This is a genomic window from Cyanobacterium aponinum PCC 10605 (assembly GCF_000317675.1).
GTDB lineage: Bacteria > Cyanobacteriota > Cyanobacteriia > Cyanobacteriales > Cyanobacteriaceae > PCC-10605.
In genome coordinates this window covers 1,464,501-1,488,907 of the sequence record NC_019776.1, presented here as the reverse complement: position 1 = coordinate 1,488,907, position 24,407 = coordinate 1,464,501, and the positions used below count along the sequence as shown (strand labels likewise).

The window sequence follows — 24,407 nt, the reverse complement described above, 5'->3', positions numbered from 1 at the left end:
AGTTCAATACCCTCAACAGTAATATTTGTTTGAGCAAAAGGTTTAATTTAAAGATAAAATATTATCAGTACAGCTTTTTTATCTACAGAATTAAAGGGAATGAAATCAGCATCTATCAGTCATATAATACCAGATTCGATCGCATCTGAAATTGGTTTTGAAATAGGAGATAAAATAGTTAGTATTAATGGTATAAAACCTAGAGATTTAATTGATTATCAGTTTTTGTGTGCCGATGAATATTTAGAAATAGAAGTAGTGGATAAATGGGGAAAAAATCACCTTATTGAGATAGAAAAAGACTATGATGAAGACTTAGGATTAGAGTTTGAAACAGCCCTTTTTGATGGTTTAATTCAATGTAATAATAAATGTCCTTTTTGTTTTATTGATCAACAACCCCCCGGTAAAAGAGAAACCCTTTACCTCAAAGATGATGATTATCGCCTTAGTTTTCTTTATGGTAGTTATTTAACATTAACTAATTTAACTGCTAAAGAATGGTCAAGAATTGAGCAAATGCGCTTATCCCCTCTTTATGTATCAGTTCATGCTACTGAACCAGAAATTCGGAGTCATTTATTAAAAAATCAACGGGCAGGAGAAATTAAAAAACAACTGGCTTGGTTTGAAGAAAAAAGATTGCAGATTCACGCTCAAGTAGTAGTTTGTCCTAATATAAATGATGGTGAACATTTAACGACAACATTACAGGATTTATTTTCTTTCCATAATGGAGATATTCCTGCGGTAATTAGTACAGCAGTTGTGCCTGTTGGCTTAACAAAATTTCGCCCGGATAAAGATGAATTAATCCCTGTTAGTAGGGAAAAAGCAAGAGAAGTAATTAAACAAGTGCAACAATTACAAGAGAAATTTAGAGAAAAATCAGGTTCAACTTTTGCATGGTTAGCCGATGAATGGTTTTTAATTGCCCAAGAAGAATTGCCACCAGAATCTCATTACGAAGATTATCCTCAAATTGGCAACGGTGTAGGCTCAATTCGTCAATTTATTAAAGAATTTGGAATGATTGCTGAGGCTAAATTACCTAGTAAAATTGAACAAAAAAAAGAGTTTATTTGGATAGTGGGAAATGCAGTAGAAACAGCTTTTCAACCATTAGTAAAAAGACTTAATCAAGTAGAAAATTTAACAGTAGAATTAAGAGCATTTAATAGTATTTATTGGGGACAAGAAATTACAGTCACAGGTCTTTTAACTGGTCAAGATTTACTATATCATTTAGAAAAAGAGAACATAAATAAACAGATTCTTTTACCTTCTTTAATGCTGAAGCATGATGAAAAAAAATTCTTGGATGATATGACGATTGAAGAATTAGAACAAAAATTGACAACAAAAATTTATACTGTTAAAGATATTAATCAATTAATAGACATCGCTATTAGTTAGTTTGGATAAGCAACAGAGGATTTTTCAATAATAAAAGACCAAATTTTATAGTTACTTCAATTAACTTTGAGACACTTTTAAAAACTGGCTCTATTACTTCTCGTCGTGATAAATTGCTAGTTGAAAAAGGGAAAAGGTGTCAGGTGAAATAAAAAAGTAGAATGACTATATATTTTCAAGTATATTTGATTTAGTAAATATAATATTGATCACGATATGGTAGCTCAAATTTTAGACGGTAAAAACTTAGCAAAAAAAATTCAATCCCGTTTACAAGCTGACATTGAAAAACAAGTAGCAATAAAAAATAGACGCCCCGGATTAGCTGTTTTGATGGTGGGAGATAATCCTGCTAGTGCAGTTTATGTGAGAAACAAGGAAAAAGCCTGTCAGAAAATAGGTATGGAATCTTTCGGCAAACACTTTCCTGATACGGTGTCTCAAAAAGAATTAGAAAATGTCATTGAAGAATTAAACTGCGATCGCAATGTAGATGGTATATTGGTACAATTACCCTTACCAGAAAAATTTGATGCGGTTGGCTTACTTCATAAAATCGCCCCAGAAAAAGATGCAGACGGCTTACATCCAGAGAATTTAGGGAAATTAGTAAGAGGAGAAAAAGGTTTAAGAAGTTGCACTCCCGCAGGAGTTATGGAAATCTTAGCGGATAATAATATTGATTTAGAAGGAAAAAAAGCCGTTGTGGTTGGTAGAAGCATATTAGTTGGTAAACCTCTTGCTTTGATGCTATTAGAAAAAAACGCTACGGTTACTATTGCCCATTCTCGCACAGAAAATCTAGCCGCCGTCACCCGTGAAGCCGATATTTTAATTGCCGCCGTTGGAAAGCCAGAAATGATTACCGCCGATATGGTTAAACCCTCTGCGGTAGTAATTGATGTGGGAATTAATCGCTTAGAAACCGAAGACGGAAAAGGATATTTAGTGGGTGATGTTGCCTATGAGCAAGTTAAAGAAGTAGCAAGTTATATTACTCCTGTACCCGGAGGCGTGGGACCCATGACAGTGGCAATGTTATTACAAAATACCTATGACAGTTATTTGAATCGTGTGGAAAAAAATTAAATGATGGAAGTAAGCTAAAACGCATTTATTTCAATTTTTACCCTTTGCCTTTTCCTACATCAACTTTTCTCTTTTCACTGTGCCTAACACAACCCAAAAGTTTGAGGAGTAGTTAACGAATAGCAAAAAACACCATCAATTAGAGATAATTAATTAATAATCATAAAATCTTGATAAATATTAATTAAAATATCTCTTAGCAATGAAAGTTACAGAAATTTTATATATAGAAGTCTCTCAACCCAATCCTAATATAGTTTGTCAGTGGTTGCATAATACTTGGCAACCCAGTGTGGGTAAAAAAGTTAACACTTCTGATGGTATCCGCTTAGAATTAGCTGACAATCATCACTTATCAATTTTTGTTTGGGGATTACAGAGAACTACATATTTAAAAATCTTTCGTTGGGGAGAAAAACAAGTATTAGCAGAAAATAAAATCAAAAAAGAATTTGAAAAAGCAATTAAGGCTCAATTTCCTCCTTATTATCCCTCCTTACCCGACATTGACTTAAATCAAAATAACATCTTTTCAGCTCTTGAATCTTACTACCCTAAAACTGTTAAATATTTTCAAAAAATGCCCCAAGGAGAATATGATTTAAAACGGGCTTATTGGTGGGAAAAAAATTGGCGTGAAAGTGTTAAAAATAAAGATAAAAATATTAATTTAACTCCTAAACAAGTTATCTTTAAAGATAAAACTACAGGTAAAGCAGATTATGATTTAATCTATGTAGGAGGTGCTTTAGGTGCAATTCATGCCGCTTTAATGGCGAAACTAGGCTACCACGTTTTATTAATTGAACGCTTAAAATTTGGCAGAATGAACCGAGAGTGGAATATTTCACGGGAAGAGTTTCAAGTTTTAATCGATAATGGTTTATTTACAAAAAAAGAATTTGAATCAATTATTGCGGCTGAATATAAAGACGGTTTTAGTAAGTTTTTTGATGCCCATAATCCTAGTAATTTAAAAGCTAAAGTTTTGCATACTCCCAAGGTTTTAAATATTGCCATTGATACCAGCAGGTTGTTAACTTTATGTGGACAAAAATTAAAGCAATATGGGGCGGATATTTGGGAAGAGACGGAGTTTAATCGAGTCACTATTGGCAAAGATTTAGTCACAGTAAATACGACTTATTCCCCAACAGGAGAGGAAAAAGAAGCCACGGGAAGATTATTAATTGATGCCATGGGCACTGCTTCCCCTATTGCTTGGCAATTGGCAGGAGATAAGACTTTTGATAGTGTTTGCCCTACTGTTGGTGCTATTGTTGAAGGATTTGAGCCTGAAGTGTGGGATTTTGACTATGGGGATGTTTTATTTTCTCATGGGGATATTTCAAGAGGAAGACAGTTGATTTGGGAATTATTCCCCGCCGAAGGTAAGGAGGTAACAATTTATTTATTCCACTATCATCAAGTCCATCCTGATAACCCCGGCTCATTACTAGAAATGTATGAGGATTTCTTCTCGATTTTACCAGAATATCGTCGTTGTGATCTGGATAAATTAACTTGGAAAAAACCTACTTTCGGTTACATTCCGGGGCGCTTCACCGTTTCTAAAGATGATCGAAAAATAGGATGCGATCGCATTTTATGTATTGGAGATGCAGCATCAGTGCAGTCTCCCTTGATTTTTACAGGATTTGGCTCATTAGTGCGAAATTTAGGCAAATTAACCAATCTTTTAGACATAGCCTTAAAATATAACCTGCTAGATGGAGAATCATTGAATCAAATTCAGGCATATCAAAGCAATATAGCCGTTACTTGGATGTTTTCCAAAGGGATGATGGTGCCTACCCATAAAACCTTGCCACCTCAAAGAATTAACTCTATGTTAAATACATTCTTTGGTTTACTTGCCTCGGAGCCTGAAACAGCAGATACCTTTATTAAGGATCGCACAGATTGGCTAACTTTTAACAGATTAGCACTAAAAGCGGCTAGTCAGAATCCTCCCCTTCTCCTGTGGATTTGGCAAATGGCAGGAAATAAAGATATTTTTAAATGGTTAGGCTCTTATTTTAACTTTACTATTGATGCGTTCAAAAACTTTTTATTTAGCCCTTGGTTTCCCCAATGGTTAGCCTCTCAAGAATCATGGCTACCAGAATATAACCCGAAACTATGGTTTAACCTCAAAGTATTTGCATCCAACTTACCAAAAAAATAATCAATAGGGAGTGCATATGCTCTCCTTAACCTTAACAATAGCCTTTTTCTCTCCTTCCCATCATCACCTCATCCCCCCTTTTCCCTTTCCCTTATTCCCAAAAAAACTAGAAGCCTCTTAGAAAGCCCCATTCTTACATCTAACTCAGTTTCTTTTAAGAAATATTACATTTATATTGAAATTTAATCCAACTATTTTAATATTCAAGTAGTATTCTTGAGTTTTCTTAACCCTGAAGATGATAGCCAACATTAAATAACTTCTTAAAAATCACATCCTATTTTTTTTTACACACAACAAGAATTAATGGAAAATAAAGAAGTAACAAGTCATTCAATCGCCCTTTCTGTTTTGCAAGAAGGAATAAAGAAACTAGCCCAGTGGTTGGAGTTGGATTTTCCCTCACTGCCATTAATGCAACATCAAGCAATTATTCGGGCAAAAGAAGTGATGTCATGGCAAAATGAATCAGAATTTAAACCCTTGAATTTACTTTTTGACTCCATTCATCTTCAAGGTTATAAGCGACAAGAAAATGTCCATTATTTACCGCCTTCTATCATTAAAAACGAATCCCCCATTTTAGAATTACCCGCATTAGAAATTCCCGACATTAGCAATTTTAAAAAACAAGTAAAAGAAATAATTGGTAACTTGAATGAGGAAGATTTAAATAATTTGTCTTTATTGAATCTCTGTTTAGAAAAAATAGGCTCTTATGTTAGTTATGGAGACAATGACATTGCTTATAGTGATTTTGTGAAATCTATCGTCATGATAGCCGTTAGTCTAAAAAATAATCCCTCCGCCGATAGTATTGGTTTGATTGGAGGAGATTTATCAGGAATTCAAAAATTTATCTATACAATTTCTGCTGATGGTGCTTTAAAATCTTTACGAGCTAGAAGTTTTTTCCTTGAATTAGTGACAACGGAAATCACTCAACAATTATTAACAGAATTGAATTTACCTCTTACTAATGTTATTTATGCAGGAGGAGGAAATTTGTATATTCTAACCAATAATAATCATGAAGAAAATAAACGAATAACTAATATTATTAAAGCTCGTTTTAATGATTGGTTTAGTAAAAGCTATCAAGGAAAAATGTTTCTTGCTTTAGACTATGTAACTTTACCAGTGGATAGTTTAAGCAATGATAAATTGTCTGAATATTGGCAAAAAATTCCCAAAAAATTAGGAAAACAAAAACAGCAAAAATTTAGTAATCAAATTAGAGATTTTTTAACACCCCAACCTAGTTATGAATCTTGTCAAGTTTGCCATCGAGATGACCAACTCAAGTTGAAGCCTTTAAATCCTCATGATGCTTATTCTTCCTCTGCTTGTTGGGTGTGTCGCACCATGTTTGATTTAGGTAGTCGTCTATTTAAAATTAAGGCTATTGTTCGAGCAAAAAGAGCAAAGAATAAAGGTTTTGATCGCACTGAAAGGGTAAATAAAATTGTTTTACCCGGTTATGAATACTATCTCTATGAAAATATTAATAAGGCTTTATCTCTCGTTAATGCAGAGACAATTTTTTTAATTAACAATTGGGATTTAAGTAATTATAAAAATGAAAAAATTGAGCCTATTTTACTAGGTAATTACGGCAAAAAAACAGAATTAGAAAATGAATCGGGTTTCATGTCTGCGGGCGAAATGGTGAAAATCGCAGAAAATTCAGGAAAAATTGGGCGAGTTGCTTATTTACGCATGGATGTTGATAACTTAGGCAAGATTTTTGCTCAAGGGTTAGGTGAGAAATTAAATTTACCTCGTTTGGCTAGTTTATCCCGTCAAATGACCTATTTTTTTAAAGTTTATCTTAATACTTTAGCAACAGAAAAAAATTATAATTTGTTATTTATCTACGCTGGGGGAGATGATTTATTTATCAGTGGCGTTTGGAATGAAGTTATAGATTTTGCTTTTGAAATTTATCAATCTTTTCGGAAATATACTGGTTATAATCCTAGCGTTACTTTATCGGCGGGAATTAGTTTTGCTGGGGCGAAATATCCTCTTTATCAATCAGCAAATGAATCAGGAGAAGCGGAAGAAAAAGCTAAGGGAAATGGCCGTGATAGTTTGGGTTTATTTGGGGAAGTTTTTAAGTGGGAAGAATGGCTAGGTAAAAAAGATATTCATGTTAATCAGTTAGAAAGATTAGATAATTTAAGAGAATATTTAGGGGGTGATGTTTATTTAAGTTTGTTTGGTGTTAAACCTATTGTGGATAGTTTACAGAAAATAAATAATAGTTATTCTCGTAATTTTATTCAGAATTTATTGGCAACGGCTAAAATACAAGAACAAAAAATTAAAGAAGCACAAAAAAGAAAAACAGGTCTTATTTATAAAGAGGAAATAGATGATTTAAAATATTTTTTACACTTACCAAAAATAGCTTATACCTTGACTAGATTACCTAATGAGGTTATAAATCATCCTCAATTTGAACCTATTAAAACTTCTTTAAAAAGCCCTTATAATTCCCGTTATTACCGTGCGATCGCAATTTGGTTAGAATTATTAAATCGTTCATCATAAAAAGGGGGAAAATAATGTCCAAATTAATTAATAAAAAAATATATAAAAAAATACCAATACCAGATAATTGAATTAACGATTCGATTGTTTTTACTATTGGATTAAATTTAGAAATATATTGGTCTTTGATAAAAAAATAAATAATGGATAAACCAAGGTTAAACCAACCACCAAATCGGGGTAATATAACTCAAAAAACGCAAAATTCTAACAAAAATAATAATAGTCAGAATAAAAGTGAGGGTCAAAAACAGACAAATATGACAAGCACTCAGACAATTTTAAATAGTTTAAAAAACACAGAAACATTTAAAGAATATCCCATCCGAGATTTAGTTAAACATTCGGAAGAATTTGGTAGATATTTAAAAAATCAACGGTTAGAAACCAACCAAATTCGTAAGTTTTTAGACGCAATAAATCGTCTTAAAGTTAAACTAACTCAAGCAGGAGAAAATGAGGATAAAGCCCAATTATTTCGATTAGTTGAACCCGAAATTGTCTTACTAAAACCCAAATTAGCCTACGCCGCCGCTAGAGTGGATGCCGCTAAACCTTTGAGTGAGGTTATGGCACAAGTCATCGATAAAGTTCAATCATTAGATGATTTCGAGCGTTTAGTTCAATTCATCGAATCTATTATTGCCTATCATAAAGCCGCAGGAGGAAAATAAATCATGGCACAAGTTATCGACAAGCCCCAAAGAAATTTATTAGGTAAAATTATCATTAAAAGTGACATTCTTGTTAAAACTGGTTTACATATTGGTGGTGGTGCTGAAAATCTTGACATAGGAGGCTTAGATAAATCTGTTATTCGAGATCCGATAACCCTACAACCATATTTACCCGGTTCATCCATGAAAGGTAAATTACGCTCACTTTTAGAGAGAATGCTAAATAAACCCCTAAATCGCTCCGGTGGTAGTGGTACCTATCGCTACGAAAGTGATGATACAGAAGATGGTTATAGTGATGTGCAAGGTAATTTAGTAAAGTTTGAAGGAGCAAAACACTGTGAATTAAGTCGGGTTTTTGGTTCAACGGGCAAAGATTGTTGGATAGAAAAGACTGTTGCCGATAGTCAACAACTCGATTATAAACAGACAAAAACCATTGAAGGGAAAGAGTATGCCAAAATCAAGGGGCGCAACTACAGTGCTAGATTAATTGTCCGAGATGCTCATTTAAAAGCCGATTCGGCTCAACGTCTGCAAAATATTGACACGGGCTTATATATGACCGAGTGGAAATTTGAAAATGGCATCGATCGAGTCACTTCCGCCGCCAATCCCCGTCAAGTGGAGCGTATTCCCGCAGGTTCTGTATTTGAGTTTGAAATTGTTTATACGGTAGAGGATGAAACTCAGGTAGAAAAAGACTTAGAGAATATTGCGATCGCACTTAAAATTCTGGAAGATGATGCCCTAGGGGGGCATGGTTCAAGGGGATATGGCAAAATAAACTTTACTAACTTTAACATAAAATATCGCACTCTTGACTTTTATCGTCAAGCTATTACAAAGAAACAAGAGGATAAATTTCTTCTGGATAATATTGATAATACAGATAATTTATTAGAGAGATTTCAAGATGTAAAAGGATTGTTAAATCCGAAACAAAATTAGCTTGTAGTAGCTTAATTTATTGAGCCTTTTTGCTATGAAGTTTTTTACAAAATTACGCAAAAAATACCTATATCATTAGGTTTTTAATCTGACAAAAGTGCAAATAAATAGAAAAGTAACTCAACTTAAACATTTTTCCTGCTTGAGAGAAAAATTTTACAAATAAATCATGTCTAATTGGAAACTAATTCATCTTAATTTTACTAAAAATTTAGCTCATTTCGGCGAAGTTGGTATAGGTTTAGAAGAAACCCAAGAAAGAGTCAAATCGGATACTTTATTTAGTGCTTTAATTACCTCCTACGCTCGTTTATTTGGCAAAAAAGAAGTTGAAGATTTATTGAACCAAATTAATCAAAATCCTCATTTATTTCGCCATAGTTCTACTTTTATTTATCATCGTAATCAAGATAAATTTACTTACTATCTACCCAAACCTTTATTATTTCCTAAAAACTATCCCATTAAGGACGATTTAGCTTTTACTAAAACCTACAAAAAACTTAAACATTTACCCTTGACAATCTGGCAAAAATGGTATCAAAAAGCAGATTTTACTCAAGATGATATAGAAGAATTAACAAGTAAAACTCAAGGAAAAAATAATAGTCATAATTACTTAGCACAACAAGGGGTATTTGATTATCAAAATAATTTTGAAATTAAGAAAAATCCCAAGGTAGCAATCGATAGAAATGATAGTAGCACCAATTTTTATCACACGGGTTTTGTACAGTACAATTACCAAGATGAAAAGGAATATTCTGGATTATATTTTCTGATTAATTTTGCTGAAAATACAAAAGAATTAGAAATAAAAATATGCGCCGCTTTACACCTTTTGGCAGAAGAGGGTATCGGTGGAGAAAAATCCAGTGGTGCGGGAAGATTTACCCCCGAATGGTTAGAATTGCCTCCCCAATGGCAAGATGTTATTAACTTTAATCAGGGAGATTTATACAGTTTAATTAGTCTATTTTGGAATTCTTCTATTTCTTCAGAAATTATCGATAAAAGCTACTATGAAATTCAAGAAAGAGGAGGATGGATAGGCTCACCTTTTTCAGGGCGACAACTAAGACGGAAGATGGTACGAATGTTTACAGAAGGTTCAGTATTTTCCACTATCCCTCAAGGGGAATTAGCAGATGTCACCCCTAGCGATTTCAAAAAAGTTCATAAAGTTTATCGCAGTGGTATTAGTCTTTCTTTGCCCATTCAAGTCCAATTAACTTCTATCTCTGAATAATCATGAATACCACAACTTTACAACCTCTCACCTTCACCAAGAATTATCAAACTGCTAAGATACGTTTAACTAGCCCTATTTTGAGAATTGGAGGTGCTGTATCTCAACTTAATCCTTATGAATATATACAAGCTGGTGGTAAGGTTTATTTGCCTAATCAGGAAGCCTTAGCACGGGTTTTATTGGAGAGGGGCAAGTTACAGCAATATATTCAAAAAATTGAGGATAAAGAAGATATTAAATATCTTTTAGACAGTATTGACGAAAACTGGCAGAATTTAACAGATAGTTACGATAATCAAGTTTTTCCTGCTATTGGTATCAGTCGTAAATGGGTAAATGGTAAAATCTCTGACTTACGCCCCATGATTCGTAATGGTTTTGGTGAGCCTTATATACCCGGTAGTAGCATAAAAGGAGCAATGAGAAGTGCGATCGCATTTTTCCTACTTAAACATAGAGAAGAATATAATACCCCAAAGAGAATTAGTCAAATAGAAGCACAATTAAGACAAAAAATTAATAATGGGGAATTAAGAAGAAGAGCAAAATTTGCCGATGATAGACTATTTATGAGTGATTTATTTGAAGATTTTAGCCTAGGATATAAAGATAAAAAATATCAACCAAGAATAGGTCCTTATACTGACTTTTTAAGAGCTTTAGATATTAGTGATTCTACCCCCTTGTTAGCCCAAACTGTACCCAATAAAAAAACAGGAAAACGAAAAACTTATAATATTCCCGTTGTTACTGAAGTAATTGTTTCTAGTCATTTTCATGATTATAATGCTAAATATAAAGCCTCTTTATATACAGAAATGATTTTTAATGTACGCTGTGAATTTACCATTACTTTAGATGTAGAAATGCTATCTTGGTTTAATCATAATCAAGGTATGAAATTGCCTTTTAATAGTATTGAAGAATTAGTTAATATCTGTCAAGAATTCAGTCAAATTCAATGGGATGGGGAATATGATTATTGGAATAATATTAATGATAATAAAGATAAAGGAAAAAATTTAGATTTTGAGTCAATTAGAGATTTTTATGAAGAGGAAAAATGCCCCTATCAGTTAAGATTGGGATGGGGTACAAGTATGGGAGGCACTACCATTAACTGGTTGATAAATGACGATTTAAGAGAGCAAATAAGAGACACTTGTGGGTTAAAAGCTCCTAATTTTCAAGCCCCAAAATCCCGCCGCACCATTCTTAATCGAGATAGTCACATTCGTTATGTGCCGGGTTGGACAAAGTTAAATATTATTAATTAGGAAATATTTAAAAAGTGTTTTGATTAAGGTAGTCAAGAGTAAAAGCACTTAGTGAATGATGAATAGTTGATAGTAAAAAACTTCCCTAACCCTGTAGAAAAAGGGCTGGAGATGAAAGCAAAATATAATAAAATAATTCAGTGAAAATTATCAATGCTAATTAAGTCAACATGGACATTAACAGTAAATGAAATAACTCTTTTGCCTTGTAGTTATACAGTTTTTTTAATTAAAAATTTGTATCAAAAAATGTCCTTAGATTTTATAAATAATCCTATCCCTGAAATTACTTTTTCTGGCATAATTGGTAATTGTAAAAAAGAAGGAAACTTTTATATTTTATTCCCTGATGAAAAATATTATCTTTCATTGTCAGGATTAGAATTTAATGCCAGCAATGCTATCCAAAACTTAAAATTTAATTCTTCCTTAGACTTTTTAGGCATTCAATTAGATGTAATTAATAGAGAAAATAAAATTACTTCTTATGAAGAAATATATAGTAAATTAGTAGCAAATGATCCTCATAGTATAAGAGAATATACTATTAATTTTTTGACTCCTACTGCTTTTGCACAAGGAAAAATTAATTTACCTTTACCGATTCCTAGTTTAATGTTTCGTAGCTGGTTAGATAAATGGAATTATTTTTGTAATATTTATTTAGGAGGAGATGAATTAACGCAATATTTATCAGAAAACATCTATTTTAATTATTATAAACTATATAGTCGCCAACAATATATTGGTCAGCAAAAAAAGACAGGTTTTATCGGAGAAGTTAAACTCAAAATACCTTTAAAAGTTGACACTTTATTGATTAATGTAGTTAATCTTTTAATGAATTATTCAAATTATTGTGGCACGGGAATAAAAACTCGTTTAGGCATGGGCAACACATCTTTTTGAATCTATTTTTAGAGTAATTAAATATGGCTTTCTCACCGTGACTATGTAAATTATTGGTTTAGGTAGTAGGAAACCCCTCTATATCTCTCCTTAAAAGAGGAAAAGGGGAAAAGGAAATTATTTAATAATAATTAATAAACTTTTAACTTTTGTTTTACCATAACTCCTGTACAGCACGATTTATATAAGTTATTTTTCATAGTTTGCTATAATTACTGTAGAAGAATCTTAAATATCTATTTATTTTGGCTCTATCACTTCTCGTCGTGTAAATCATTAGTTAGGGTAGGCAAGAGGCAAGAGGCAATAGGCAATAGGAGATTATTAAATAATAATTTATAAACTTTTAGTTTTTGTTTTACTATAAATACTATTCAATAAAGGTTATGGAAGTCCTGTTTCTCTTAATTTATCATAACCACTGTAGAAGAGCCTTTATTTTTCGTGTTTTATAGTTTGATGCGATGAAACGTGAATAACACCCTCTGACAAGGCTATCATATTTTGACCAAACATAATTCCATCTTGAGTTTTTCGAAAATTACCAAGAGTTAATAATGGCTCTTTATAAGGGTTTCTTGCTCCCGTTTTTTGATGTGTAGTAATGATTATGCAACGACTGCAAGGTTTAACTAACTTAAATTTAATCAAATTAATTTCAATTTCTTCCCACGTATCTTCAATGAAGGGAGTATCGGTATCAATAACAATATTAGGGCGAAAATTTTTCATGGGAATTTGCAAGTTATCTTGAGGATATTTTACTTTTAATTGATGGTTTAGTTCAGCTAAAGAGGCAGTATTTGTTAATAAAAAAGGAAACCCGTCTGCAAAACTTACAGGTTGATTTTCTTTTAAACTATATTTACTATTAATAGGACGAATATACTGAGGAGATTGTTTTACTAAGTAACAATTGGTATTTAATTTCAAAGCATTTTTAAACCATTTTGCTACTTCTTCTCCTTGATCTATACCTATGGTTTCATCTCGCCAAACAGTAACTTTTCTGGAAATATTTTCTTCTAAAATAGTCAACTCAAAGGGCGAAATGTCATTATTTTCACTACTTAAAATCAAGTTATTATCACTAATATCTACTTTTATAGTTGCTAACTGAGGATATTCTCTCTGAGTTAAAAATTTACCTTGTTCATTAACTAACATAAAAGTGCGATCGCCTACGGTACAATTACAAGAATTATTGATTAAACATAAACCTTTTGCTGTAACTTGTGCTGATTTAACTTCGATTCCTTGACAAGACTTAATAGGATAAATATATAAATTAACTATTTTTAAATTATTCATAATTATTTTCTAATTCTTTGTGTGAATCTTAATAAACTTTTCCATAGATTAGCTTATATTTTCTGATTTGATTTATCTTCAAACAGGACAGTTTATAATTAAGGTTTAAAGTAATTCTTATAGAGAAAATAATGTCGATCGCATCTGATACACTAATTACACCAGAAATATTTAAACCCGCCCGTTATTTAGGTAACGAATTGGGGGCAAAACATAAAGACTTTGACACCGCAAAAGTTAGATGGGTATTGACTTATCCTGAAGTTTATGAAGTAGGAGCATCCAATTTAGGGCATATCATCCTTTATAATATTATTAACGCACAACCGCAACAAATGTGCGATCGAGCCTATTTACCTGCCCCCGATTTAGCCAGTAAGATGAGGGAAAGAAATATACCCTTATTTGCCTTAGAAACAAAAAGAGATGTTAAAGAATACGATATTTTAGGGTTTAGCTTAAGTTATGAATTAGGAGCGACTAATATCTTAGAAATGCTTAGTTTAGCTCATATTCCCTTAACTTGGCAAGAAAGAAAAGATACCGATTACCCCTTAATATTCGCAGGAGGGCAAACTGCAACCTCTAATCCTGAGCCTTATGCTGACTTTTTCGACTTCGTGGCATTGGGTGACGGGGAAGAATTATTACCTGAAATCGGCTTAATTATTGAAGAAGGCAAACGAGACAGGTTAACCAGAACAGAGCTACTACTGGATTTAGCTCAGATACCCGGGGTATATGTGCCTCAATTCTACGATTTACAAGCCGATGGTAGTGTTAAGCCCAATCGTGATGATGTGCCTGAGAGACTATTAAGACGAGTTGCCACACCTATCCCAGCCTATTCTATCGGTTTAGTTCCCTATGTGCAAACAGTTCACGATCGCCTCACAGTAGAAATTAGAAGGGGTTGTACCAGAGGATGTCGTTTTTGTCAACCGGGGATGTTAACTCGCCCTGCAAGGGATGTTGAGCCTGATGAGGTGGTAGATAGCATCGTAGAAGGGATGAAACAGACAGGATTTAACGAATTTAGTCTATTATCTCTCAGTTGCTCTGATTATCTCTCATTACCTGCGGTAGGCATCGAAATAAAAAACCGTCTCCATGAGGAAAACATCTCCTTATCCCTTCCCTCCCAAAGAGTCGATCGCTTTGATGAAAATATTGCTAATATTATCGGTGGTACTCGGAAAACGGGCTTAACCTTTGCCCCGGAAGCAGGTACACAGAGAATGCGCGATATAATCAATAAAGGTTTAACCAATGAGGAATTATTGCGGGGTATTCAAACCGCAGTGAGGGAAGGCTGGAATCAGGTAAAACTCTATTTCATGATTGGCTTACCGGGAGAAACCGATGCGGATGTGATTGGTATAGCGGAAACCGTCAGATGGTTGCGTCAAGAATGTCGTCATCTCAGCAGTAAGCGTCTCAATTTTAACATTACCATTTCCAACTTTACCCCTAAACCTCATACTCCTTTCCAATGGCACTCCGTTTCTACTTCCGAATTTATACGCAAACAAATCCTTTTAAAGCAGGAATTCAACGGAATGCGTGGAGTTAAAGTCAATTACACTGATGTGCGTATTTCTGCCATTGAAGATTTTGTGGGGAGAGGCGATCGCACTCTTGCTCCTGTAGTACGTCGTGCATGGGAATTGGGAGCTGGTATGGATTCATGGTGGGAAAGCATCGATAAGGCTTATGGTGCATGGAATCAAGCCATTGAAGAAGCAGGTTTGAGTTGGAAATATCGTCAGGTGCAAAATGGTGAATGGAATATTTTTGACGGTTTACCCTCACCCCTAACCCCTCTCCCAGAGGGCGAGGGGAATACCCTCACCCCTAACCCCTCTCCCAAAGAGCGGGGGGAATCTCCTCCTGTGGGTGGGGTAAGAGGGGGGGTTTACGATGCACCCTTACCCTGGGATCATTTAGATACTGGTATTGAGAAACAATGGCTCAAAGAAGACTTAGAAAGGGCGTTACAGGAAGCCACTGTGCCTGATTGTGCCTTTGATGGTTGTAGTAGTTGCGGTGTGTGTAGTCCTGATTTTGGTCATAATATCGTGGTAACACCTCCTCCTATTCCCGACTATTTAGGGGATTTTCAACCCAATCAAGAGAAAGCCCAAAAAATTCGGGTATGGTTTGGTAAGCAGGGGGATATGGCTTTAGTTAGTCATTTGGATTTAGTTAGACTATTTGATAGGGCTGTAAGAAGGGCAGGTATTCCCATATCCTATACAGGGGGATTTCATCCCGGACCAAAAATTTCCATTGCCCTTGCTTTATCATTGGGTATGACAAGTAATGGGGAGATAGTGGATTTTGAAAATCATACCCCCATAGATATAGAGGAATTTAAGCAGAAATTAATTGCTCAATTACCCCTAGAATTACCCATCCTAGCGGTGCAAGAATTACCCGTTAAATCTCCTAAAGCTACCCAGTTATTGAACAAAGCCGAATATTTAATTACCCTTTCCAGTGATAATAAATATAGCCTATCTCAATGGCAAAATTGGATTGAAGATGTGAAGAATTCTTCAGAAATTTTAATGTCAAAAACAGATAAAAAGGGCAAGAAAAAAATGGTAAATTTAAGGATTAATCTTGATGATATTTCTTTAGTAGAAAATGATGATCAAGCAACAAATACCGTTAAATTAAAATATCTAGGTAGCGCTGTCAATGATGGCTCTTTATTAACTCCTGACCATATTTGCTATATGTTAGAGCAAGTCAGTAAACAGGATTTAACTCTCATAAAAGCCCATCGGGAGAAAATTATTTTAGCTGATTATATCACTCAATAAATGTTGAATTTGCTTTCCCAAATATAATCGCATACGGTGGGTAAAACCCCACAACTTTTATATTAAACTCAGTTCTGTTTAAGAATATCAGATAAGGTTAGGTTTCAGGTTGCAGGTTGCAGGTGTCAGGGTGTTTAGGGGATGGGGATGAGGAGAGAAGAGGAAGTAGGGGCGAATGGCCATTCGCCCCTACAGGAGTTAGGGGTTATTATTTACCCCAACACTATTTACCGTTGCCCTCCCCCCTCGAGAGGGAGGATAAAGGGGGGTTTGCCCTTTGACCTTTGCTTCTTGCCCTTTTCCCCATCACTCATAGATAAAAATTTATCCCGAACTCAGGTTATCTTATACCAACGGTAATAAATATACTAAAACAAAAAGGATAATCCAAATTACATCCACAAAATGCCAATATAATTCAGAGGCTTCTACACCAAAATGCTTACTAGCAGTATAATGACCCTCAGAGCGCGATCGCACCAAAACCGCCAAAGTGAAAAGTAAACCGGCAGTAACGTGTAAACCGTGAAAACCAGTCAAGACATAAAAACAGCTAGCAAAAAGGTTGTCAGTCAAACCGAAACCAGTGTGCATATATTCATAACCTTGACCAACTAAAAAGATTATGCCCATGATTGCGGTGAGGGCAAACCAAAACTGTAAACCCTTGACATCATTATTTCTAATAGCGGATTGCCCTTTGTGCATAACAAAACTACTAGATACAAGAATAATGGTATTAATAGCAGGTAAACCCAATTCTAACTCAATACCATCCATAGGCCATTCAGGTAAAGTAGCGTAGTAAATCATATAGGCACTAAAAAGCCCAAAAAAGATCATACTTTCTGCTACTAAAAACAAGACTAACCCGAACATTCTATAATCAGGGTGGCCATGATGATGCCCTGATTCGGCTTCATAACCTACGGTAACTTGATTTTCTATTGCTGAACTTTGCATAGTAACTTAGTTAGTTTGTGAATTTTTCTTAAATTTCTTGCAGAAATGAGGGAGTTTTTATGAAAAGCCGATAAATTGATGACTTTTCTATCTCCCTAACACCTCAATACCCCTAACTCATTTCGCACTGACTTCCGCTAACATATCCTTGACGGTTTCGTCTTCCGAATTTGATTCGCTGTCAATACCGTAGTCATAAGGACCACTCCATAAAATTGGTTCTTCTTCAAAGTTTTCAATGATTGGAGGTGAAGCAGTTTGCCATTCAAGAGTTAAAGCCTTCCAAGGATTACGCTCTGCTTGTGTACCTTTCCATAAACTCCAAGCCATATTAATCAAAAAAGGAATTGTGGAAACAGCTAAAGTGTAAGCCCCTGCGGTGCTAAGTAAGTTTAAAGGTTGAAATTCTACATCATAAAGGGCAATACGGCGATTCATCCCCATTAAGCCTAATTGATGCATGGGCATAAAGGTAATATTTAATCCTAAGAAAGTGAGGATAAAATGTAATTTTCCTAAACCCTCATGGTAGTTTTTACCCGTAATCTTGGGAAACCAGTGATAAAACCCTGCAAATAAAGCTAAAGCCGATCCTCCAAATAATACATAATGAAAATGTCCTACTACAAAATAAGTATCATGAACATGAATATCAAAGGGTACAGAAGCCACCATTACCCCTGTTAAACCACCGATTAGGAAGGAAGAGACAAAACCCACTGCAAATAACATGGGAGTGTTTAATTCGATTTTCCCGCCCCACATGGTGGCACACCAACTGAAAATTTTAATCCCCGTAGGCACGGCAATCAGCATAGTTGTTGCCATAAAGAACATTCTTAACCAACCGGGAGTACCACTGGTAAACATATGATGAGCCCAGACAATTAAACCGAGGAAGCTAATGGCTAAACTAGAATATGCGATCGCACGATAGCCAAAAATAGGCTTACGGGAATGAACAGGAATAACCTCAGAAACCACCCCAAAGAAGGGTAAAATCATGATGTAAACCGCAGGGTGAGAGTAGAACCAGAAAAGATGCTGATAGACGACAGGATCGCCGCCTCCTGCGGGATTGAAGAAATTTGTACCTGCAATTAAGTCAAAAGAAAGAAGAATTAACGCCCCCGCTAAAACGGGAGTAGATAAAAGAATTAAAGCAGAAGTTGCCAACATAGACCAACAGAATAGAGGCATACTGTGTAAATCCATGTCTTTGATGCGCATTTTCAGGATGGTAGTAGCAAAATTAATACCCCCTAAGATGGAAGAAGTACCCAATAACAGGATACTCAAAATCCAAAACTCTTCTCCCCATTTACCAGTCATTAAACTCAAAGGAGGGTAAGAAGTCCAACCCGATTGAGGCGCACCCACCAAAAAGCTACTTATTAATAATACTCCCCCCGGAGGTATTAACCAAAAAGCAACGGCATTTAAACGAGGGAAAGCCATATCTTCTGCCCCAATCATCAAAGGAATGAGATAATTAGCAAAAGCCGCCCCTGCGGGTACAATCCAGAGGAAAATCATGATCGTACCGTGAAGGGTAAACATTTGATTGTATAACTCAGGAGAGATAAAATCAGGATCAGGAGTAGCTAACTCCGTGCGCACCACTTCAGCAAATGCACCACCGATAAAGTAAAAGAGAAAGGAAGTAACGAGATATTGAATACCGATAACCTTATGATCTGTGTTAAAGGTAAAGTAATCTATTAACTTCCTCTGTTTATGATTAGATGTTGTTGTATTGCTCATAAATTGGATTAGATTCAGATTAAAAATGTTATTGATGAGGAAGGTGTCAGGTGAATGAATAATTAAGAGTAAAAAACTCCGTTCACGACCGAAGGCGAACTCCCTGAACCCCGAACTCTTAATGTAGTTGTGCCAACGTCTCAGGAGTAACTCCCAAATGATGAGAGTGCATCTCCAGACGAGATTCTTCTGTCATGGGCTGAGACAATAAAGCCATTGTTTCCTCTTTGTCTTCTAAAGATGCGATGGTATTTTCTTGCACCCATGCTTGATAGTCTTCTTCACTATCTACATGAAGCACCGTTTTCATCCCGCCGTGATAAGGACCGCATAATTCAGCACAAATGATGGGATATTCCCCAATTTTATTGGCTTTAAAAGATAACTCTGAATCCCTACCGGGTAAAACGTCTTGTTTTAATCTTAATTGAGGTACCCAGAAAGCGTGAATCACATCTCCAGCTTTCATGTTTAATTTAACCTGTTTATTCACAGGTACATGGAGTTCTCCCGTAACTACCCCAGTATCAGGATAAGTAAAAATCCATGCGTATTGAATACCGTTGACATCTACTTCCAAATCCGCTTTACTGCTACCGATACCAAGAGATAAATGTCCTTGATGGGGATTAAAAGCGACTAATTTTGCTCCATTCTCTGCCATCTGCATTTCTTCTTGGGGAAAATCTCTGGAAGTTTCGGGATCTAAACCACCTAAATTGTTATAAACTTCAAAGCTATAAACCGCTAAAATGAACACGATTACTGTGGGAATAGCAGTCCAAACTATCTCTAAGGGTACATTTCCCTCAATGGGAGGTCCATCAGTGCGATCGCCTTTTTTTCGCCTAAATCTAATGATGGAATAAATTAAAACTCCTTCTACGATTAAGAATAAGCCCGTAGCTATAGTCATCATCAAGTTAAATAAACCATCCACTTGTGCCGCCCCTTCCGAGGCTTCAACGGGCATCAAGCCGTGATTTTGACCATACCACAAACTGATCAAAGTAAGCAGAATACCTGCGATCAAAGTGATAATATTACCTGGTATATTCACAACGATTAAATCCTAAACTGCTGAATAATAAAACTTTTTCTTTTTTAAGGATAAGTCAAATTTTTTTATCTGTAGCAAAGGATTAATCATTCTCTGATATTTCTTTAAGTTTTTTTAATCATTACTCACTTATCCCTAACCCCTTAAAATCCATAAGTAACCTCAGTTCGGTTTAAGAATTTCCGATAAGGTTAGGTGTCAGGTGTCAGGTTGCAGGTTGCAGGTGGTAGGGGTTTTTAGCAAGGGGCTTAAGCCCCTTGTTTAAGTCAGTTCGGATTAAGGCAATTTTATCGTTATTTCTAAGAAGCTATAAGGTTTTTTGACTACGAGTTGGTCTGCTTTCAGCTTATCCAAAACTCAGGTTAAGTAACTCAGGGCTGTTTCAATGTCAGTTAGCAAAAATATTGGGGTGTTTAGATATTTGAGGCATTAGGGAGACTTTGTAAATAGAACAAGAAGTTATAGACTTCCCGAGTATATCCCTAACTCATCTTTTTTTTCAATTCCTCCAATTCCACAGATACTTCCCAATCTCTAAATTTTTTCTCTAAATCATCATTACTGTTATTAAATCCAGAGTTACGATAAGACCCGTAAGAGTTATAATTGGAGGTATTGGAGTTAGATTGTGTCCACTGTTTAGCTTTTTCTAACTCTTTAACCTTTAAATTAATTTCCCTTTCTTTATTCTCAAGATTGATCAGTTTACTATTATTTTCAAGTATCTGATTTTTTACTTTTTCCATTTCCTGCCAAGCAAAATTTCCTTGAGAAAGTAATGTATTTTTTCTTTCTTCTGCTTCTTTAGCTAAATCATTTCTATTCGCTTTTTCCGCTTTTTCTATTCTTTCACACCATATTTTTATATCTTGAACTAATTTTAAAATATCTAATTCTAGTTGTTTTCTTCTTGACTCTAATTTATTAATTAACCCAATAGTATCTTCTTTTTCTTGCTTGATTTCCTGAGCAATAATTGTCAAATTTAGTTCAGGATTATTTTGTAAAAATTCATCTAATTTAGATTCTAAAAAATTGGTAAAATTTTCAAAAATACTCATATATTTACTCTGTTTTCTTAGGAATGAAACAGCCCTAATTATCCTTAGTGTTAGAAACTAGCGTAGTTCATAATAGGAATCTTAATCAAGCTCGATCGAGGTTTTTGTTTTCAATTATTATCAATCATTATAGATAAAGTCTTGATCTTTTTAAAAATATTTAGAGAGTTTTAAGATGGTTTCCAAGTGGAGAATTTACCTATCTTCTTGATGGTTATAATTCTTTGTTAAGAAGGGCTAGGGAAACTCATGCAAGTATTTTTTTTTAGCCAAATCTTTCAACTAAAATCAACTTCTAAGGCAAAATTAGGCAATATTTCTTCCCCAGATAATACGCAAGGCATTTTGACAAGGGTTCTGGGTTTTTGATGATGATAGATTTCTACCTCTCTATCTTGAGGATTAATTAACCAACCTAACTTTAAGCCACTATTCAAGTATTCTTCCATTTTCTCTTGTAGAGGCTTTAATCTGTCACTTTCAGATCTTAATTCCATCACAAAATCGGGACAAATAGGGGGAAATTTCTTTTTTTCTTCGGCGGTTAAACTATCCCATTTTGACTGTGATACCCACGCCACATCAGGAGAGCGATCGCCCCCATTAGGCAATTTGAAGATAGTGGAGGAACTAAAAACCTGTCCTAACTTATATTGACGATTCCAGAAAATTAAATCAGCGATTAAATTAGCTTCCCGATTACCACTTTCACCACCAACAGGGGACATAATGATTAATTCTCCTTGAGGACTTTTTTCCATCGGTATATCAGGATTAGCAAGGCATAACTGATAAAATGCTTCGCTAGTTAACTGGTTGAGGGATTCAACATTAATTACTGTCGCCATAATGATTAAATCATTTTTGTTTATAATTTTAACATCTCTTTTCGTCTATTATAGATGCGATGCCAAAGACATAGAGTGCGATCGCGAGGGGACTTGTTACCCAGCACGCACCTCTTAAGACACAAATACCCCGAGTGTTGAGGATCAAGTTTTGGAGGAGTATGAGGAAAAGTCTCTTCATGATTTAGACAATAATGCTATGATCGTGAGCAAGAAAGAGTCTTGATTAGAGTATCCAATCAGCATAGAAAATGGAAGAGTTATTAGCACTGCGTCAATACATAGAAGAAAAAAACTACGATCGCGCTTTGGAATTGGTTGCTGAATTAGAAGAAATGTCAAAGGAAGATAAACTTAACAAAATTTTTAGTTATGCTGTAATTTTATTGCTACATTTAATTAAACAACAGGCGGAAAAAAGAACAACTCGCTCTTGGGATTTTTCTATTTATAACTCCATCAAAGAAATTAAAAAAATTAATAAAAGGCGTAAATCAGGGGGTTATTATGCCACAGAGGAAGAATTAAAGGAAATACTTGCAGATGCCTTTGATACAGCGATTAGGAAAGCATCTCTTGAAGCCTTTGAAGGTAAATATAATCCCGAAGAGTTAATGCTAAAAATAGACTATGATAGTATTCAATCTTCAGCTTTAAAATCTATCTTATAAATTCAAAAAGATGGGATGCCAAAGGCACAGCTACGTTGCACGCACCTCCGAAAATCAAATATGGTATATTTATCGCTTGACTTCACGCTCGAGAATTTCAGCGATAGAGTATAGTCAGTATTATAAAGTTGCTCATTCATCATTCCATGATTTTTAACTCATTTTTTTTACTTCGGATTTTACCACAAATCTTACGCTCTAAGAAGCGATCGCACCCATCATTCAAATTCCCCCCTTATTAAGAGGGGCTAGGCGGGATCTAAAGAATCTAACTCAAAACCGATCGCACCACAAACTCCCTCAAAATTCCTCAAAACATCATCATTACTAAACCGAAGCAACCTCAAACGATAATTCTCCAAAATAGCCGTACGGGTGAGATCTCGCTCTATGCCCTCTGGTTGAAAATGAGAATCTCCATCAACTTCGATCACTAATCTTTTTTGACTACAATAAAAATCCACAATGAAATTATCAATGGGGCGTTGTTTCATGAACTTATAGGTTAAGCGTCGCAGATATTCAGACCATAATTTTCGTTCCGCAGGAGTCATATTTTTTCGCAACTCTCTCGCTCTTTCCTTAAGCTTGTAGTTATAGGGGAGGAAAAAGTCGTTTATTTTCGGTTTTTACTTTTCATTACATACAAACTTCTTCGTTAATGTTAATAAGGGTCATAAGATCCCCCCTAACCCCCCTTATTAAGGGGGGAATCAGAAAAAAGAAAAAAATTTTTTGATCAGGTGATAGGTTTTTGAGCGAATCTGGGTAATGTATAAGTAAGAGAAAAAACAAACTATTTAAAATATCCCTCACAGGAGCATTAAAATATGAAACCCGAAGTAACTTTAAAATATTTAGCTTACCTCCGCAACAAAAAAGCCAATAACGAAGGTTTTACCTTAATTGAACTCTTAGTCGTAGTAATTATTATCGGTGTCCTCGCCGCCGTTGCTCTCCCTAACTTATTAGGACAGGTTGGTAAAGCTAGAGAAACAGAACTGAAAAACGCTGTGGGTACTGTTAACCGCTCTCAACAGGCTTATCACTTTGAGCGTCAAACCTTCGCTCCCAGCATTTCTTTCTTAGGCGTTAAATTACCTCAAGAGTATTTAACAGATACAGGCATGAACCTTGTAGCTAGTTCTGACAGTGCATCAAACTTCAGTGAAAACTCTAATGCGGCAACAGATGGTACTCGAGCTTTCTCAGGATTAATTAGCCACTCTGGTGGAGAATTTACTCAAATTCTTTGTCAAAGCAACGAGGTAACAAGTAGTGTTGCTGTACCCACAAACGATACCACTTGTGCTAATGGAAGTGCTCAGGTAAGATAAAATCCTTCCTCTGGAGAATTTACTTAATACTATCTTAAATAATAAGAGTTCTTTAAGCCTGATGCATCAATATTTTGAGCATCGGGTTTAAGTTTTTTTTCCCAATACATTTAATAGTTTTCTCATACTTTTCGTCTTTCATTGTAATGGGACGATTAGTTTTAAAAAGTTTTTGGGTAACATAAAAACAGAAAAATATCTCTACTTTAATAGAAATAAGTTTGTTCTGCTGAGGTCTAGTTCTGAGAA

Annotated in this window: 19 protein-coding genes; 12 read left to right on the top strand and 7 right to left on the bottom strand. The window is 34.9% G+C overall.

Annotation, left to right across the window (positions count from 1 at the left end):
* Positions 1-99 precede the first annotated feature (99 nt).
* The 9 genes from CYAN10605_RS06175 to cas6 all read left to right on the top strand — a co-directional run bounded on the left by CYAN10605_RS06175 (position 100) and on the right by cas6 (position 12,315).
* Positions 100-1,416, top strand: coding sequence for a TIGR03279 family radical SAM protein (locus tag CYAN10605_RS06175; RefSeq protein WP_015219081.1), 1,317 nt, complete (start codon positions 100-102; stop codon positions 1,414-1,416).
* A gap of 216 nt (positions 1,417-1,632) precedes the next feature.
* Positions 1,633-2,505, top strand: a complete 873-nt coding sequence (gene folD, locus CYAN10605_RS06170) for a bifunctional methylenetetrahydrofolate dehydrogenase/methenyltetrahydrofolate cyclohydrolase FolD (RefSeq protein WP_015219080.1) — start codon at positions 1,633-1,635, stop codon at positions 2,503-2,505.
* Positions 2,506-2,707: 202 nt separating this feature from the next.
* Complete coding sequence (locus tag CYAN10605_RS06165; protein ID WP_015219079.1) at positions 2,708-4,693, top strand: NAD(P)/FAD-dependent oxidoreductase; 1,986 nt, start codon at positions 2,708-2,710, stop codon at positions 4,691-4,693.
* A gap of 306 nt (positions 4,694-4,999) precedes the next feature.
* The gene (gene cas10, locus CYAN10605_RS06160; RefSeq protein WP_015219078.1) at positions 5,000-7,249 is read left to right on the top strand and encodes a type III-A CRISPR-associated protein Cas10/Csm1; all 2,250 of its coding nucleotides are present in this window, start codon (positions 5,000-5,002) and stop codon (positions 7,247-7,249) included.
* A gap of 143 nt (positions 7,250-7,392) precedes the next feature.
* On the top strand, positions 7,393-7,923 hold the full coding sequence (gene csm2 / locus CYAN10605_RS06155) for a type III-A CRISPR-associated protein Csm2 (protein ID WP_015219077.1): 531 nt from the start codon (positions 7,393-7,395) through the stop codon (positions 7,921-7,923).
* A gap of 3 nt (positions 7,924-7,926) precedes the next feature.
* Positions 7,927-8,877, top strand: a complete 951-nt coding sequence (csm3, locus tag CYAN10605_RS06150; protein WP_015219076.1) for a type III-A CRISPR-associated RAMP protein Csm3 — start codon at positions 7,927-7,929, stop codon at positions 8,875-8,877.
* A gap of 169 nt (positions 8,878-9,046) precedes the next feature.
* Positions 9,047-10,126 carry a type III-A CRISPR-associated RAMP protein Csm4 gene (gene csm4 / locus CYAN10605_RS06145; RefSeq protein WP_015219075.1) on the top strand — a complete coding sequence of 360 codons (1,080 nt, stop codon included), beginning with the start codon at positions 9,047-9,049 and terminating at the stop codon, positions 10,124-10,126.
* Positions 10,127-10,128: 2 nt separating this feature from the next.
* A complete protein-coding gene (gene csm5, locus CYAN10605_RS06140) occupies positions 10,129-11,406 on the top strand; it encodes a type III-A CRISPR-associated RAMP protein Csm5 (RefSeq protein WP_015219074.1) in 1,278 nt (425 codons plus the stop codon).
* 153 nt (positions 11,407-11,559) lie between these two features.
* The gene (gene cas6 / locus CYAN10605_RS06135; RefSeq protein WP_015219073.1) at positions 11,560-12,315 is read left to right on the top strand and encodes a CRISPR system precrRNA processing endoribonuclease RAMP protein Cas6; all 756 of its coding nucleotides are present in this window, start codon (positions 11,560-11,562) and stop codon (positions 12,313-12,315) included.
* Between the two features lie 435 nt (positions 12,316-12,750).
* Here cas6 and CYAN10605_RS06130 read toward each other — a convergent pair whose 3' ends face one another.
* Entirely contained in the window at positions 12,751-13,626 is an 876-nt protein-coding gene (locus CYAN10605_RS06130; protein WP_015219072.1) for an MOSC domain-containing protein, read from the bottom strand.
* Positions 13,627-13,757: 131 nt separating this feature from the next.
* Between CYAN10605_RS06130 and CYAN10605_RS06125 the strand changes: the two genes are divergently transcribed.
* A complete protein-coding gene (locus CYAN10605_RS06125; RefSeq protein WP_015219071.1) occupies positions 13,758-16,454 on the top strand; it encodes a TIGR03960 family B12-binding radical SAM protein in 2,697 nt (898 codons plus the stop codon).
* Positions 16,455-16,799: 345 nt separating this feature from the next.
* Here the strand turns inward: CYAN10605_RS06125 and CYAN10605_RS06120 are convergent, their stop codons facing one another.
* From CYAN10605_RS06120 to CYAN10605_RS06100, 5 genes are all read right to left on the bottom strand, one after another.
* Entirely contained in the window at positions 16,800-17,417 is a 618-nt protein-coding gene (locus CYAN10605_RS06120; protein ID WP_015219070.1) for a cytochrome c oxidase subunit 3, read from the bottom strand.
* 117 nt (positions 17,418-17,534) lie between these two features.
* Entirely contained in the window at positions 17,535-19,181 is a 1,647-nt protein-coding gene (gene ctaD / locus CYAN10605_RS06115) for a cytochrome c oxidase subunit I (RefSeq protein ID WP_015219069.1), read from the bottom strand.
* 118 nt (positions 19,182-19,299) lie between these two features.
* Positions 19,300-20,241, bottom strand: a complete 942-nt coding sequence (gene coxB / locus CYAN10605_RS06110) for a cytochrome c oxidase subunit II (protein WP_015219068.1) — start codon at positions 20,239-20,241, stop codon at positions 19,300-19,302.
* 482 nt (positions 20,242-20,723) lie between these two features.
* Positions 20,724-21,302, bottom strand: coding sequence for a TIGR04376 family protein (locus tag CYAN10605_RS06105; RefSeq protein WP_015219067.1), 579 nt, complete (start codon positions 21,300-21,302; stop codon positions 20,724-20,726).
* A 278-nt stretch (positions 21,303-21,580) separates the two neighbouring features.
* On the bottom strand, positions 21,581-22,150 hold the full coding sequence (locus tag CYAN10605_RS06100; protein ID WP_015219066.1) for a Uma2 family endonuclease: 570 nt from the start codon (positions 22,148-22,150) through the stop codon (positions 21,581-21,583).
* A 251-nt stretch (positions 22,151-22,401) separates the two neighbouring features.
* On the opposite strand from CYAN10605_RS06100, the gene CYAN10605_RS06095 reads away from it, so the two are divergent.
* Positions 22,402-22,821 (top strand): DUF29 family protein, encoded by a 420-nt coding sequence (locus CYAN10605_RS06095; protein WP_015219065.1) that lies wholly within the window; start codon positions 22,402-22,404, stop codon positions 22,819-22,821.
* A gap of 248 nt (positions 22,822-23,069) precedes the next feature.
* Here the strand turns inward: CYAN10605_RS06095 and CYAN10605_RS06090 are convergent, their stop codons facing one another.
* Positions 23,070-23,375 carry an endonuclease domain-containing protein gene (locus CYAN10605_RS06090; protein WP_083887246.1) on the bottom strand — a complete coding sequence of 102 codons (306 nt, stop codon included), beginning with the start codon at positions 23,373-23,375 and terminating at the stop codon, positions 23,070-23,072.
* A 276-nt stretch (positions 23,376-23,651) separates the two neighbouring features.
* On the opposite strand from CYAN10605_RS06090, the gene CYAN10605_RS06085 reads away from it, so the two are divergent.
* The gene (locus CYAN10605_RS06085) at positions 23,652-24,158 is read left to right on the top strand and encodes a type IV pilin protein (protein WP_015219063.1); all 507 of its coding nucleotides are present in this window, start codon (positions 23,652-23,654) and stop codon (positions 24,156-24,158) included.
* Positions 24,159-24,407 lie beyond the last annotated feature (249 nt).